This is a genomic window from Cellulosimicrobium cellulans, from assembly GCF_006539945.1.
Taxonomy (GTDB): Bacteria; Actinomycetota; Actinomycetes; order Actinomycetales; family Cellulomonadaceae; genus Cellulosimicrobium; species Cellulosimicrobium cellulans.
Window position 1 is genome coordinate 47,927 of record NZ_BJNZ01000018.1, and the last position, 13,851, is coordinate 61,777.

Annotated in this window: 13 protein-coding genes; 2 read left to right on the plus strand and 11 right to left on the minus strand. The window is 72.9% G+C overall.

From position 1 onward, the window contains the following. Positions 1-11: 11 nt before the first annotated feature. Positions 12-902 (minus strand): 16S rRNA (cytidine(1402)-2'-O)-methyltransferase, encoded by an 891-nt coding sequence (rsmI, locus tag CCE02nite_RS13645; RefSeq protein ID WP_141390169.1) that lies wholly within the window; start codon positions 900-902, stop codon positions 12-14. A 34-nt stretch (positions 903-936) separates the two neighbouring features. On the opposite strand from rsmI, the gene CCE02nite_RS13650 reads away from it, so the two are divergent. Then, on the plus strand, positions 937-2,691 hold the full coding sequence (locus CCE02nite_RS13650; protein ID WP_141390170.1) for a dolichyl-phosphate-mannose--protein mannosyltransferase: 1,755 nt from the start codon (positions 937-939) through the stop codon (positions 2,689-2,691). 4 nt (positions 2,692-2,695) lie between these two features. Here the strand turns inward: CCE02nite_RS13650 and CCE02nite_RS13655 are convergent, their stop codons facing one another. Together CCE02nite_RS13655 and CCE02nite_RS13660 are read right to left on the minus strand one after the other, a co-directional pair. Continuing rightward, entirely contained in the window at positions 2,696-4,192 is a 1,497-nt protein-coding gene (locus CCE02nite_RS13655; protein WP_141390171.1) for a beta-N-acetylhexosaminidase, read from the minus strand. 96 nt (positions 4,193-4,288) lie between these two features. Continuing rightward, the gene (locus CCE02nite_RS13660) at positions 4,289-5,917 is read right to left on the minus strand and encodes a hypothetical protein (protein ID WP_141390172.1); all 1,629 of its coding nucleotides are present in this window, start codon (positions 5,915-5,917) and stop codon (positions 4,289-4,291) included. A 189-nt stretch (positions 5,918-6,106) separates the two neighbouring features. On the opposite strand from CCE02nite_RS13660, the gene CCE02nite_RS13665 reads away from it, so the two are divergent. Further along, complete coding sequence (locus CCE02nite_RS13665; protein ID WP_141390173.1) at positions 6,107-6,580, plus strand: DUF4190 domain-containing protein; 474 nt, start codon at positions 6,107-6,109, stop codon at positions 6,578-6,580. An 83-nt stretch (positions 6,581-6,663) separates the two neighbouring features. Here CCE02nite_RS13665 and CCE02nite_RS13670 read toward each other — a convergent pair whose 3' ends face one another. The 8 genes from CCE02nite_RS13670 to CCE02nite_RS13705 form a co-directional block, all read right to left on the minus strand. After that, positions 6,664-7,521 (minus strand): formylglycine-generating enzyme family protein, encoded by an 858-nt coding sequence (locus tag CCE02nite_RS13670; RefSeq protein WP_218027118.1) that lies wholly within the window; start codon positions 7,519-7,521, stop codon positions 6,664-6,666. A 113-nt stretch (positions 7,522-7,634) separates the two neighbouring features. Next, positions 7,635-8,459: an ABC-2 family transporter protein gene (locus CCE02nite_RS13675; RefSeq protein ID WP_170227315.1), complete on the minus strand. Its 825-nt coding sequence runs from the start codon at positions 8,457-8,459 to the stop codon at positions 7,635-7,637. Beyond that, positions 8,456-9,337: an ABC transporter permease gene (locus CCE02nite_RS13680; protein ID WP_141390176.1), complete on the minus strand. Its 882-nt coding sequence runs from the start codon at positions 9,335-9,337 to the stop codon at positions 8,456-8,458. The genes CCE02nite_RS13675 and CCE02nite_RS13680 overlap by 4 nt, the downstream gene beginning before the upstream one ends. Beyond that, positions 9,334-10,326 carry an ABC transporter ATP-binding protein gene (locus tag CCE02nite_RS13685; protein ID WP_141390177.1) on the minus strand — a complete coding sequence of 331 codons (993 nt, stop codon included), beginning with the start codon at positions 10,324-10,326 and terminating at the stop codon, positions 9,334-9,336. The genes CCE02nite_RS13680 and CCE02nite_RS13685 overlap by 4 nt, the downstream gene beginning before the upstream one ends. Continuing rightward, positions 10,323-11,372: a hypothetical protein gene (locus CCE02nite_RS13690; RefSeq protein WP_141390178.1), complete on the minus strand. Its 1,050-nt coding sequence runs from the start codon at positions 11,370-11,372 to the stop codon at positions 10,323-10,325. The genes CCE02nite_RS13685 and CCE02nite_RS13690 overlap by 4 nt, the downstream gene beginning before the upstream one ends. Next, positions 11,369-12,400 (minus strand): Gfo/Idh/MocA family protein, encoded by a 1,032-nt coding sequence (locus CCE02nite_RS13695; protein WP_170227316.1) that lies wholly within the window; start codon positions 12,398-12,400, stop codon positions 11,369-11,371. Before CCE02nite_RS13695 ends, CCE02nite_RS13690 begins: the two co-directional genes overlap by 4 nt. A 31-nt stretch (positions 12,401-12,431) precedes the next feature. Further along, complete coding sequence (locus CCE02nite_RS13700; protein ID WP_141390180.1) at positions 12,432-13,223, minus strand: SDR family NAD(P)-dependent oxidoreductase; 792 nt, start codon at positions 13,221-13,223, stop codon at positions 12,432-12,434. Then, on the minus strand, positions 13,220-13,849 hold the full coding sequence (locus CCE02nite_RS13705) for a class I SAM-dependent methyltransferase (protein WP_141390181.1): 630 nt from the start codon (positions 13,847-13,849) through the stop codon (positions 13,220-13,222). The genes CCE02nite_RS13700 and CCE02nite_RS13705 overlap by 4 nt, the downstream gene beginning before the upstream one ends. Positions 13,850-13,851: the final 2 nt, after the last annotated feature.

The window sequence follows — 13,851 nt, forward strand, 5'->3', positions numbered from 1 at the left end:
GTCCCGCCGCCTCAGCGGCGGCGCGCCTCCAGGGCCGCCGCGTAGAGGTCGCGCTTCGCGACCCCCGCGTCCTGGGCGACGTCCGCGACGACCTCCTTGAGCCGCTCGCCGCCGTCGACGCGCGCGAGCACGGCCGGGACGAGCTCGGCGAGCGGCACCGGACCGCGCGGCGGCGCACCGCCGACCACGACGCAGATCTCCCCGCGGAGCTGCTCGTCGGCGGCGCGTCCCGCGAGCTCGCCGAGAGGCCCGCGCAGCACCTCCTCGTACGTCTTGGTGAGCTCGCGCGCGACGGCGGCCGGCCGGTCCGCGCCGAACGCCTCGGCCATCGCGGCGAGCGTCTCCGCCACGCGGTGCGGCGCCTCGAAGAACACGAGCGTGCGCGACTCGTCGGCGAGCGCCGCGAGCGCGCGCGACCGGTCGCCCGCCTTGCGCGGCAGGAAGCCCTCGAAGCAGAAGCGGTCCGTCGGGAGCCCCGAGAGCGCGAGTGCGGTGAGGACGGCGCTCGGCCCGGGCGCCGTCGTGACCGGGACCCCGCGCTCGACCGCGCGCGCGACGACGCGGAAGCCAGGGTCGGACACGCTCGGCATGCCCGCGTCGGACACGACGAGCACCGTCCCGCCGCCGTCGACGACGTCGAGCAGGTCGTCCGCGCGGTCGGACTCGTTGTGCTCGTGGAAGCTGAGGACGCGTCCACCGACCTGCACGCCCAGCCGGCCGGCGAGGGCGTGCAGGCGGCGGGTGTCCTCCGCCGCGACGACGTCCGCCTCCGCGAGCAGCCGTCTCAGCCGCGGGCTCGCGTCCTCCGCGTTGCCGATCGGGGTGCCGCCCAGCACCAGGTGCCCGGCCTCCCGCGGGGTCGTGGGCCGGTCGGCGTCGGGCGCGTCGGGCGAGGAAGACATGGTTCCCAGGGTTCCACACCCCTGTGCCCCTACGATGGCCAGCGTGTCCCAGCCGCCCGCCGACGCGCACCCCGGACCCCGGCACACGACCGACGTCCCCCACGAGCCCGCCGACGCGTCGGGCCGGCCGTCCGGCGTCGAGCCCGACGGGATCCCCTCGGGCGCCGACACGTCGCCCGCGCCCCTCGAGCAGGACGCCGACGACGCGCCCGCCCTGACCCACCGCGAGCGCCTCCTGCTCGCTCTGCTCGGACCCCGCCGTCTGACGCTCGGGGCGACCGCGCACGACCGGCTGTGGGGGTGGCTCGGGGTCGCGATCGTCGCCGTCGTCGCGGCGGTGCTGCGGCTGTGGAACCTCGGCCGCCCGGGCACGCTCGTGTTCGACGAGACGTACTACGTCAAGCAGGCGTGGACGCTGCTCCAGGTCGGGTACGAGGCCGACTGGCCCGAGGAGCCGAACCCGGCGTTCGAGGCCGGGGACGTGAACTCGTTCCTCCCGACGGCCGACTACGTGGTCCACCCCCCGCTCGGCAAGTGGATGATCGCGCTCGGGATGAGGTTCTTCGGCGGGGCGGAGAACCCGTGGTCGTGGCGCATCGCGTCCGCGGTCGTGGGGGTGGTCGCCGTCGTGCTCGTGGCGAGGATCGCGCGGCGCCTGTTCGCCTCGACGGCGATGGGGATCGTCGCGGGCGCGCTCATGGCGGTGGACGGCGAGGCGATCGTGCACTCGCGCACGGGCCTGCTCGACAACATGCTCATGATCTGGGTGCTCGTCGCGTTCGGGTGCCTGCTGCTCGACCGCGAGCAGGCGCGACGCCGGCTCGCGGACCGCTGCGGGGCGATCCTCGACGCAGGCGGGAGGATCGGACGCTACGGGCCCGGGCTCGGGTGGCGGTGGTGGCGCTTCGCGGCGGCCGTCGCGCTGGGCCTCGCGTGCGGGGTCAAGTGGTCCGGGCTGTACTTCCTCGCGGTCTTCGCCGTGGTGTCGGTGCTGTGGGACGCGACGGCGCGCCGCACCGCGGGCGTCGGGCGCTGGTGGGAGGACGCGCTCGTGCGCGACGCGGTCCCGGCCGCGCTCGTCATGCTCCCGACGGCGGCCCTCGCCTACCTCGCGTCGTGGACGTCGTGGTTCCGCACGCCCGGGGCGTACATGAGGCAGTGGGCGGTCGACCACCCCGGCGAGGGGGTCCGGTGGCTCCCGCCCGGCCTGCGGTCGCTGTGGGAGTACCACCTCAAGATGTGGGACTTCCACAACGGGCTCACGTCCGAGCACACGTACGAGGCGCACCCGCTCGGGTGGATCCTCCAGTGGCGCCCCACGTCGTTCTACTGGCGCTCCTACGACCCGGGCGAGGCCGGGTGCGAGGTCGAGCGGTGCGCCCGCGCGATCACGTCGCTCGGCAACCCCGTCCTGTGGTGGACGGCGGCGCTCGCGATCCTCGTCGCGCTCTGGGCGCTCGTGCGGCTCAAGGACTGGCGCGCGCTCGCCGTGCTCAGCGGCGTCGTCGCCGGGTGGGCGCCGTGGTTCCTCTACGCCGAGCGGACCATCTTCACGTTCTACTCGATCGTGTTCACGCCGTGGGTCGTGCTCACGCTCGTCTACGCGATGACGCTCGCGCTCGAGCGCACCGAGCACCGCCCGGTCGCGCGGGCGCGCGTGAAGGTGGGGCTCACGGTCCTGCTCACGACGATCGGCGCCGTCAGCGTGTTCTTCTACCCGATCTGGACGGCGTGGCAGGTGCCGTACTGGTTCTGGCGCCTGCACATGTGGCTGCCCACCTGGATCTGACGCGTCACCAGTCGACCTGTGCGGACTCGTGGAACGCGATCCCCGCGCGGCGCCAGGCGTGCGCCTCGCGGGCGACGCGGCGACGGAAGCCGTCCCAGTCCTTGCGGTCCGGGGCGGTCCAGCCGACCTCGGCGACGGCGCTCAGGCGCGGCAGGAGCATGGTGAACAGCGCGTCGAGCGTCGGGATGCGCTCGGTCCACACCGCCGCCTCGACGCCCTCGATCGTCTCGACCGGCAGGCCGGGCACGACCTCCTCGGGCTCCCAGTCGTAGGAGTCGCGCACCTCGACGAGACCCGCCCAGTCCTGACCGAGGCCGAAGTCTGCCGTGTACTTCATGTCGAGGTAGACGCGGTTCGCGGGCGACAGGACGATGCGCGCCCCGCCCTTCGCCGCGTCGACCAGGTAGGCGAGGTCCATGGGGTGCGTGTCCCAGTACTGCACGATCGTGCCCGGGCGCAGCGGCGCCTTCGCGGCCTCCTGCCACGCGACCGGCTTCTTGCCGGCCTCGAGGATCAGGCGCTCGCACAGCTCGACGAACCGCGCGTACTCCGCAGGCTCCATCTTCAGCACCTCGTCGCCGCCCAGGTGCACGTGCTCGCCGTCGGTCGCGTGCGCCAGGTCCGTGAAGACGTCGCGCAGGAACGGCTCGGTGGCGGGCAGGTCGAACGTGAGGCGCGAGAAGCCGACCTCGATGCCCGAGTAGGCGTCGGTCGCGACGCCGTCGGGCATGAGGTCGCCGTACACGTGCGTCGCCGCGTTGATGTGACCCGGGACGTCGATCTCCGGCACGACCCGCACGAAGCGCTCGGCCGCGTGGTCCTGCAGCGCGCGGAAGTCCGCGAGGGACAGGTGCCCGCCCTTCCCGCCGGACGTGTCGCTCCCGGAGGAGAGCTTGGCGAGCTCGGGCCGGGACGGCGACTCGATGCGCCAGCCCTGGTCGTCCGTGAGGTGCAGGTGGAGCACGTTGAGCTTGTACGCCGCCGCGACGTCGATCACGGTGCGCAGCGCGTCGAGGCCGAAGAACGTCCGCGCGACGTCGACGGACAGGCCGCGCCAGGGGTAGCGGGGCGCGTCGTGCACGACGACGTGGGGCACCCGCGCGGGCTCGTCGCCCGGACCGGGCGCCTCGACCAGCTGCCGCAGCGTCTGCACCGCGTGGAGCAGCCCCGCGGGCTCGGCGGCGGTCGCGGTGACCCCGGCCTCGTCGACGACCAGGCTGTACCGCTCCGGGCTCGTGGAACCCTCCGGCCCGGCCGGCTCGTCGATCCGGAGCACGAGCGTGGTCGGGGTCGTGGAGCCCGACGCGGCCGCAGCGGCGCCGGACGCCGGGTCGTCGTGCGTCGCGGCGACGCCGTCGAGGGCGCTCAGGAGCGAGGCGGCCAGGTCCCCGAGCCACGGGGCGGTCCGCTCGAGACCGAGCGCGTGGACCTCCAGCGTGGTCACCGGGACGTGGCCCGTACCGGGCTCGACGTGCAGGGGCTGGGGGATGACCGAGACCATCGGGTACCTCGTCGTCTGGCTGGGATCGAATCGATTCGGCTTTTGCGAGCGACACACCCTAACCCGCCGCTCGAGGCGCGGCCAAGCGCCTGCGGACTAGCGCGAGGGCGCGACGTACCGCGGGCTCGGGTCGAGCGAGAGCACGCCCTCGACGTCACGGGCCGGGTCCGACGAACCGGTCGTCCAGCCGCCGACCGCGCCCTGCGGCAGCCCGTCGAGGAGCAGCCCCCAGTCGCGCACCCGCGCGCCGTAGCTGTCACCCGAGGTGGACTGGAGCACCACGGCCGCCTCCCCCGACCCCAGGTCGAGGTCCGACGCCCCCCGGATCGCGTCCGCGTCCGAGCGCTGGAGCACGACGAGCTTCTGCGGGAGCCCGTCCGCGCGCACGACCTCGCCGAGCGCGTCGATCGCCGCGCCCAGCTCGGCCGCGTCCACGGTGCCTGACGGCGAACCGTCACCGACCCGGCGCGCGTCGACGTCGAGCGCCACGCCCACGGTCGGGCGGGCGAGGACGTCCGCGTACTCGGTCACCTGCTCGTCGAACGACGCGCGGCCCGGTTCGAGGCGCAGCACCACCATGACTCCCGCCTCGGCCGCCGCGTCCACGAGCGGCAACAGCTCCTCGGTCGGGATCTCGGTCGAGTAGTCCCGGTCCTCGCCGGGGTTCGACGACGCTCGGGTCGCCGGGACCTCGAGCACCGGGACCACGGTCTCCTCCGGTACGGCCTCCGCGTACGACGCCGCCGCGTCCTGCGCGCGCGTGACGGCGTCGGACACCGCCCACTCCCCCACCGCCTCGAGCCCGGAGGTCACCGCGTCCGCCTCGACCGCCACGTACCGCACGCCGTCGGCGAGCACGAGCTGCGACCCGCTCGGGAGCAGGCCGCCGGCCTCGGCCGTGCGCAGCCGCCACGCCAGGTCCTCCGCGGACCCGAAGCTCTCCCCGATGCCCACGACCGCGAGCGCCTTCGCGGCCGCGAGCGCGTCGACGACCTCCGCCGAGGAGCGCGGGTCGCCCTGCGGCACCTCGAGGGGCACCGCCCCGGCCGCGCGGGCGGTCGCGATCGCCGCGGCCTGCGGGCCCCCGGGCGCGTCGAGGCCCCCCGGCTCGGTGAGGGCGAGCACCTCGGTCAGCGTCTCCGGCTCGCCGCGCTCGGGCAGCGCGACGCGGACGTCGTCGAGGTCGTGCGGGTCGAGAGCCCCGTCGGCGCCGAGCGCCCCCACGTCGAGCAGGACCCGCTCGACACCCTCGACGTCGCCCAGCGTCGCGCGCTCCGGGGTCTCGCCCGTGTCGTCCTGCCCCGGGGGCGCGTCCGCCTCGCCGACCTCGACGACCGCGACCGTGCCGAGCCGGGCGAGCTCCGTGCGCAGCCCCCCGTCGGAGATGGCCCCGCCGACGAGCAGGACGGGCGCGGCGAGCTCGACCGCCGCAGCGGCCGCCGTGGCCCGCGCCGCCTCGTCGTCGGCGACGGCGAGGACGACGACGGGCGCGGACGTGAAGAACGCCTGGCTGCTCGTCAGAGCCAGCTCCGCCGGGTCGGTCGAGTCGAGCACGAGGACCCCGTCGCTGGGCTCCGCGGCACGCGCGACGAGCCCGGTCTCTCCCGAGGACGGTCCGTCGGCCTTCGCGGCCTCCGCGGCGCAGCCACCGAGCGCCGCAGCGGCGCCGAGGCTGAGGACGACGGGGAGGACGACAGGGACGAATCGGACCTTCCGAGAGTTCACGCCCCCATCATCGCGCATGCCCCACGCCCTGCAGCCCCACGGATGTGTGGGACTCGTGACGGTCGGCCCGTCGGGTGGACGGCGGGCGAACCGGCGACCCGTGTTCGGGACGCGCCGCGGGCGCTCGGGACGCCGGGCGGCCTCGACCGGCATACTGGCCGGGCCCTGACCCACCGCCGAGGAGATCGCATGTCGACCCCCGACCAGCCTGACCAGACCCCGCAGCCCGGCGGGACGCCCTCCGGCCCGCCCGCGTACGGCGCTCCGCAGCCCGGCCAGCCCCAGCAGCCGCCGCAGGCACCCCAGTACGGTGCGCCGCAGGCTCCCCAGTACAACGCCCCGCAGGGCGGCACGCCCGGGTACTCCGCCCCGGCCCAGGACCCCGGCAAGACGATGGGCATCGTCGGCCTCGTGCTGTCGTTCCTCGGCTGCCTCTCGATCGTGGGCCTGATCCTCAGCATCATCGCCTTCAACAAGTCGAAGAAGGCCGGCTACAAGAACGGCGTCGCCCTCGCGGGCATCATCGTCGGTGCGGTCGTGCTGGTGATCTCGATCGTCGTCGGCATCGTGCTCGGCATCGGCCTCGCCACGGTGGCCGAGAAGTGCGCCGAGCTCGGCCCGGGTACGCACGTCGAGGACGGCATCACGTACACCTGCGGCTGACGCGCTCACGCTGCTCGGAGCGCTCCGTCCGCTCTCGACACAGGACGAAGGCCCCCGCCGGTGGCGGGGGCCTTCGTCGTCCGTCAGCCGGCGCCGACGTCGGCGGCGCAGCGGAACCCGAGGTGGGTCGTCGCGCTGTCGTCCGACTGCGGGGACCGGGCGGCGGGACGGTACCGACGGCAGTACTCGGGCGCGCACAGGTGAGACCCGCCCTTGGTGACGCGCACGACCTGCGGCGACGTCGTCGGGGCCAGGAGGTTCGGCCGCGCACCGGCGTCCGGCCCCCGCGTCCCGGGAACGACGTGACGAGGGGTGAACGTGTCGACCGTCCACTCCCACGTGTTCCCGATGAGGTCCACCAGCCCGTACGCGTTCGGCTCGTAGGAGCCGACGGGCGACGTCCCGCCCCACCCCTCGTCGAGGTACGGGAAGCGGCCCCGCCACGTGTTCGCCCTCGGCCGCCCGCCCGGCGCGAGCTCGTCGCCCCACGCGAACTCGGCGTCGTCCAGCCCGCCCCGCGCCGCGCGCTCCCACTCGGCCTCCGTCGGCAGGCGACGGCCCGCCCACGCCGCGTAGGCCGACGCGTCCTCGAACGCGACGAGCACCACGGGGTGGTCCGGGCGGTCGTCGACGTCGGAGCCCGGGCCCTGCGGCGTGCGCCACGACGCCCCGGGCTGCCACCGCCACCACTGCCGCCAGTCGCGCAGGTCGACCGGACCCGCCGTCGGGGTGAACACGAGGCCCCCGGGCACGAGGTCCGCCGGGTCGGCTCCCGGGAAGTCGGCCGGGTCGAGCGCGCGCTCCGCCACGGTCACGTGGCCGGTGTCCGCGACGAACACCGCGAACTGCGCGTTCGTCACCGCGTGCCGCTCGAGCAGGAACGGCTCGACCTCCCGGTCGTGCGCCGGCCCCTCCTCGGGGTAGTGCCGGTCGGAGCCCATGCGGAACACCCCGCCGGGGACCGGAACGAGCTCGGTGAGGGTCACGCGGCCAGCATAGGGGCGCGCGCGGCGGCGGGTCGGCGCTGCACCCGGCGTCCCGGCTCAGCCCACACCTAGCCCATCGCTCCTGCATAGCGCCTCAGCTCCCGGTTCCAGAGGAGGACCACGAGGCCCACGACCGCCGCGGTGATCCCCACGGCGATCGCGGTCATCCAGACCGGCACCATCCCGAACATGACCTGTGCGGGGACCGTCGTGACGAAGGCGACGGGGACCACCCATGTCAGGAGCAGACTGAGGACCTGCCCGTACAGCGGGACGGGTACGCGCCCGAGATTGAGACCCGCATGAAGAAGGAAGCTCGCGTCGAACTGCACCTGCGAGAGAACCTTGTACGAGGTCAGCACACCGAACGCCCACATGAGCACGACGCCGCACCCGACGCACACGACACTGCCCAGCAGCGCCGGCGCCGACGTCGGCCCGCCCCCGCTCGACACCGCGAGGACTCCCAGGACGACGGCGAGCACGAGCTTGGGAAGGTCTTGCACCCCGAGAGTGCGCAGCGAGCAGAGGATCAGCGAGTGGACCGGCTTGAGCAGCAGCACGTCGAGCGTCCCGCTGCGCACCTCCTCCCCCCAGCGCCCGATGTTCGGCTGGATGAGGATCCACATGATGGCGTCCATGAAGTACCAGATCGCCAGCAGGTACATCAGACGCGGAAGCGTCCACCCGCCCGCACCGTCCGTGTGGAGGGACAGGACGATCGAGGGCACGGCAGACACACCGAGCCAGATCACGGAGACCACGGTTCCTGAGACGAGGTCCGACCGGTACTCCGTCGCCCCCACCAGGGTGGCCCGCCATCCTGCCCAGATCACCGCAGCCGTGTGCCGCAGCGACCCGAGACGTGCCGCCCGCACGTCGACGGCGCTCACGTCCCCACCGCCTCGTAGCGACGGAGCGCGCGGCGCCACGACGCGCGGAACACGAGGTGCAGCACCACGACCCAGACGGCCGCCTCGACGAGCACCCAGGCGCTGTGGTGCCCGATCCCGGCCGCGATCTCGGCAGGCGCACCTGCCGCGTACCAGAACGGCTGGTGGGAGAGGACCTGCGGGAGCGCGCCGGGCATCAGGGCGATGGGGGCGACCATGCCCCCGAGCACCCACTGGAGCCCGATGACCAGGCCCATCAGCCCGTCGGCCTTGGTCATCCAGAACGCGACGCAGGCGACGAGGGCGCCGACGTACGTCACCGCGACGATCCCGACGACGGCGATCGCGACGGCGAGGAGCCAGTCGCCCGGTTCGCGCGTCACGGTGCCCCCGGCAGCAGCGATGACGATCGGCATGCCGACCAGCGCCACCGGAGCCCGGTACACGTTGACTGCGACGCCTTCCGCGACCGGGACCAGGGTCGGGGGCAGCGGCCGCAGGAGCATCGCCGACAGCTGGCCACTGTGGATCCGCCCCGCGGTGCCGAACACGACGTCACCGATGATCCAGAAGTTCGAGACCACGAGGAGGACGGCGAAGTAGGTGGTGAACTGCGCCTGAGAGATCCCGGTGATCGGCCCGTCCTCGGCGGCACCTCGCCACAGAGCCATGAACGCGAGGGGCACGACCCACCCGAACGCTCCGATCGCGATCTGCGCCCGGTACGCGGCTCGTGCCTGCAGCTCGGCACGGAGAAGCGCCGCGGCGACGCGCACGAGGTGCCGCGGGCCGGACAGCAACGAGCGGTCCGGGTCTGGGCGGCTCGCGTCGACCGGCGTCTCGACCGCCGCGCGCTCCGTGTCCGTCGACTCGGTCATGTCGCGTCAGCACCTCGCCGGTAGAGCTGGGTGAGCGCGGCCTCGATCGGAGGGTCGACCATCGTGAGGTCGGACACCACGTCGAGCTCCTCCAGCACGTCGACCGCTCGACCGGCTCGACCGCGCGGCACCGACAGGACGAGCTCCGTCGGCGTGTGCTCGACCGTCGTCACCCCGTCGAGCCCCAGACTCGCGAGCTCCCGCTCCGACATCGGCGCCAGGAGCTGGACCCGCAGCCGCTTCTCACCGCTCTCCATGGCCTGGACCTCGCGCAGCGGACCACGGAACGTCACCCGCCCGCCGGAGATCGTCATGACGTTCTCGCACAGCGCCTCGATGTCCGCGAGGTAGTGGGAGGTGAGCAGCACGCACGCCTGCGTGCGGGCGACGTACTCCGTGATGAACTCACGGATCTGCACCTGGGCCTCGAAGTCGAGCCCCAGGGTCGGTTCGTCGAGCAGGACGACCGACGGTCGGTGCATGAGCGCCGCGGCGAACTCGCACCGCATCCGCTGACCCAGGCTGAGCTTGCGGGCCTGTGTCATGACGAGCGCCTCGAGCCCGAGCAGCTCGACCATCTCGTCGCGACTGCGCTCGAACTCCCGTCGGCCCAGGCCGTAGACGACACGGACGAGGTCGAAGGACTCCCAGACCGGAAGGTCGATGTGGAGCTGCCACCGCTGACCCATGACGAAGCCGATCTGGCGCAAGAACTCCGGATCGCGTCGCGACGGCACGTGGCCGAGGACCTCGACGCGTCCGGCCGTCGGCGTCAGCAGACCCGCAAGGCACTTCAGCGTCGTGGTCTTCCCTGCCCCGTTGGGCCCGAGGAAACCGACGACCTGACCTCCGGCCAGGTCGAACGAGACGTCGTCGACCGCCGTCACCGTCCGGTGCGTCCGGCGGACGAGCGAACGAAGCGCCCCGCGGAGTCCGGGGTCACGTACGGTGACGTCGAACTGGCGGACGAGGTTGTCGACGACGATCACAGGTCCTCCTGGTGCGCGACGGCGGGTACGGCGAGCGCCTCACGGCGCGTTCCCAGGCCGCGCAGCCCCGAGATGAGACCCGGGAGGAGACTGCGCTCGGACTCGGCGATCTCCGTGAGCAGGGGGACGCCCTCGCTGCGGAACCGGTCGCGCTCGCCCTCCATGGCGTCGAGCACCATGGTGCGGAGCACCCATGCCTGCCGTTCGACCCGGCGCAGGCCGCCGAGCACGTGGTCGACCTCGGCGCCCAGCTCCTCCGCGCGCTCAGCGCGCGCGACCATCAGCCGCTTGTGCTCCCAGAGGACCTGCACGTCGAGGATGTTGGCCTCACCGCGCCCGGCACCGAACGCGTCGAGGTGCTCGGTCAGCGGCTCGTAGCCTCGTGCACCCCAGACGCGGTCGAGCGGCACGGTGCAGTCGGCGTGGTGGCGCGAGGTGTTGGCGCCCGTCGCGTACTCCTCGATCGCGTCCGCGAGGTGCGCCACGTCCAACGGGTAGTGTCCGGTCTCGTCGTAGCGGTAGAGCACGATCCCCGTGTCGTGGAACGGTCTGTCCCCCATCGCCTCGAACGCGGTCCGCAGCGACTCCTGCGGTGCCGTCGTCGCCCGGAACATCTGGTCCTCGTCGTACCCGAGGATCGCGAAGGTGTCCGTGTCGTCGTCGCAGCCGTGGACCAGCACGTCGTGGGGATAGTCCACGTCCTCGACGTAGGCGCGTCTGCGGGGGATGTACCGCTCGTTGACCGTCAGGTACACGTACCAGCCGTCACGGACCGCGTCCCGCACCAAGGCGTCGATCCGGTCCCCACGACGAAGGCACCACTCACGTGTCAGTCTCTGGGTCTCCAGCCACGGCGACCGGGTGAAGTCGTCGACGTAGAAGCAGAAGGGGACCGGCGATCCCGGATCGGTGTCGTACGCGGTCTGGACGTAGTTGCTCAGGACCCAGTCGCGCGACCGCTCACGCTCCGCGAGGATCGCGAGCGGGAACGCATAGAACTGGTAGGCGTAGGCCAGCGGCGTGGCGACCGGGAGCACTCGCCTCATCGCGCTGCTCCCGCTCCCGCATGCTGGTACAGGCCCGTGATCGACTCCAGCGTCCCGACGGAGTCCGACACGTCGACGAGCATCGGGTGTCCCGATCCCACGCTCGCGCAGAAGTCGGCGATCTGCCGGTTGTGCGAGACCCCGTAGTAGGAGACGCCCACCGGCTCCTCGACCGCCCGACGGTCCCGCTCGGCCTCCGCACGCACGTGCAGCTCGCGGGAGCCGCTCCAGAAGTGCAGCCGCCCCGGGTGGTCGAGGTCGAAGGTGACCGAGCCGTCGGTACCGACGACCTCGATCCTGGTCCGCCACTCCACGCTGCTCGCAACCGTGACGCTCAGCAGCACAGGTGCTCCGCCGCGGGTCGTGAGCAGGCCGCACAGCGTGTCCTCCGTCTCGATGACGTCCCCCAGGGCGACGGTCCGCGTGACTGCCGCCTGCGGTGCGAGGTCACCGCACAACCACCGCACCGTGTCGAGGCAGTGGAAGCCCTGGTTGATGAGGGCGGAACCGCCCTCGCCTCCATGAGTGCCTCTCCAGTCCGAGCTCTCGTAGTAGTCCCTCGTGCGCCGTGCCTGCAGCGTCGCCGTGACGAACGTGATCTCGCCGAGAAGGCCGAGAGCGATCCACTCGCGCACGGCGAGCACGACCGGGTCGTACCGGTGCTGGGACACGGACGACAGGACGAGCCCGCGAGACCGGGCGAGGTCGACGAGCGCCCTCGCGGTGTCCGGGCTCAGGCCGAACGGCTTCTCGACGAGGACGTGCTTGCCCGCGAGCAGTGCGGCCTCGACGAGCTCGGCGTGGCGGCCGTGCCCCGTCGTGATCGACACGCTCGTCACGGCGCCGTCGTCGAGGACCTGATCGACGTCGTCGGTCGCTACCGGGACGCCGTGCTGCGCGGCGAACTCCCGGGCGCGCCCGGGCACGGTGTCGCACACGGTGGAGACGGACCAGCCGTCGACCTCGCCGAAGCCGTGCACGTGGTTGGGCGCGACTCGCCCGCAGCCGATGATCGCGTGGTTCGTCATCCGCGGTCCCTTCTCGGCGACGTCGTCGCCGCTAGATGTAGCCATAGCTCAGCCAGCCGCCGTCGACGACGAGCGTCTGGCCCGTGACGTAGGCGGCGTCGTCGGAGGCGAGGAAGAGCACAGGTCCGGTGACGTCCTGCGGGACACCGCGGCGCCGCATCGGGATGCGGTTCACGATCTCGTCCTCGCTCAACGTGCCTGCCGCGACCTGGGGATGGACCGTCTCGACGCGGATCATCCCCGGCGCCACCGCGTTCACCGTGACGCCCCGGGACGCCCACTCGACACCGAGCGACCGGGTCGCCTGCAGAACGGCTCCCTTGCTCGCCGCGTACGCGGTGCGACCCGGGAAGGCCGTGAACGACAGGAGGGACGCGAAGTTCACGATGCGCCCGGACCCCCGCTCGAGCATCGACCGGCCCACCTCGCGGCACGTGAGCATCGTCCCCAGCGCGTTGCACGCGAGCATGGCGCGGATCACGTCACCCTCTGCCGACTCCGAGGGCCCGCTCGTGAAGGCGCCGGCGCAGTTGACGAGGACGTCCACGTGCCCGAGCTCGCGGGTCAGCTCCTCCACACCTGCCACGACCTCGTCCTCGACGGAGACGTCGATCGTGCGCCACGGAGCCGGTCGACCGGTGAGAGCGGCGATCTCTGCGCTGACCGACCGGAGCTCGTCCGCCGTGCGGCTCGAGATCGCCACGTGGGCGCCCTCGCGGGCGAACGCGAGGGCGCACGCCCTCCCGATCCCCCGGCCGGCGCCCGAGACGAGGACGGTCCTGCCCTCGAACCGGCCGCGCGTGATCGGCGCGGTGGCCGTCATCCAGCGGTCCGACGCGTGTAGAGCCCGAGCCAGTGCCACTGGTCCGGGCGCTTCTCGGTGGGCAGGTTGCGGAAGCGACGCAGCTCCTCGACCGTGAAGTCCTCCAGCCACGGAAGGGTCATGTCGTCGCCGGTCAGCCGGATCGGGCCGGTCCCCGGGGTCATCCGGTCGGAGAACTCGGTCATGACCAGCAGCCCTCCGGGCTTGAGGATGCGTGCCACCTCCGCGACGTACTGCGCACGGGCCTCCGGCCGGACGTTGTGGTAGACGAACGAGTCGTGGACGACGTCGGCCGTCGCGTCCGGCAGGGGGACGTCCAGGATGTCGCCCTCCACGAACTCGACCTCGGCCTGGTAGAAGTCTGCGAGCTGCCGCGCGCGCTCCAGCGCCCCGGACGACCGGTCGACGCCGACGACGTCCATCCCGTGGCGTGCGAGGAAGATCGAGTGGACACCCGGGCCGCACCCGAGGTCCACGACGCGTGACCCCCGGGGGATCGTCTGATCGATGACCAGCCCTTGGAGCGCCGGGCTCACCGAGGTCGTGACCCAGCAGATGTCCGCGAGCGGCTCCTCGTCGTAGACCTTCGAGAACTTGTCGACCCAGCGGTCGGTGAAAGCGTCCATGG

What these genes read in the sequence shown, in the direction of transcription:
- rsmI (WP_141390169.1), bottom strand. Translation starts at nt 902, where the DNA reads ATGTCTTCCTCGCCCGACGCGCCCGACGCCGACCGGCCCACGACCCCG.
- CCE02nite_RS13650 (WP_141390170.1), top strand. Translation starts at nt 937, where the DNA reads ATGGCCAGCGTGTCCCAGCCGCCCGCCGACGCGCACCCCGGACCCCGG.
- CCE02nite_RS13655 (WP_141390171.1), bottom strand. Translation starts at nt 4,192, where the DNA reads ATGGTCTCGGTCATCCCCCAGCCCCTGCACGTCGAGCCCGGTACGGGC.
- CCE02nite_RS13665 (WP_141390173.1), top strand. Translation starts at nt 6,107, where the DNA reads ATGTCGACCCCCGACCAGCCTGACCAGACCCCGCAGCCCGGCGGGACG.
- CCE02nite_RS13670 (WP_218027118.1), bottom strand. Translation starts at nt 7,521, where the DNA reads ATGGGCTCCGACCGGCACTACCCCGAGGAGGGGCCGGCGCACGACCGG.
- CCE02nite_RS13680 (WP_141390176.1), bottom strand. Translation starts at nt 9,337, where the DNA reads ATGACCGAGTCGACGGACACGGAGCGCGCGGCGGTCGAGACGCCGGTC.
- CCE02nite_RS13690 (WP_141390178.1), bottom strand. Translation starts at nt 11,372, where the DNA reads ATGAGGCGAGTGCTCCCGGTCGCCACGCCGCTGGCCTACGCCTACCAG.
- CCE02nite_RS13695 (WP_170227316.1), bottom strand. Translation starts at nt 12,400, where the DNA reads ATGACGAACCACGCGATCATCGGCTGCGGGCGAGTCGCGCCCAACCAC.
- CCE02nite_RS13700 (WP_141390180.1), bottom strand. Translation starts at nt 13,223, where the DNA reads ATGACGGCCACCGCGCCGATCACGCGCGGCCGGTTCGAGGGCAGGACC.
- CCE02nite_RS13705 (WP_141390181.1), bottom strand. Translation starts at nt 13,849, where the DNA reads ATGGACGCTTTCACCGACCGCTGGGTCGACAAGTTCTCGAAGGTCTAC.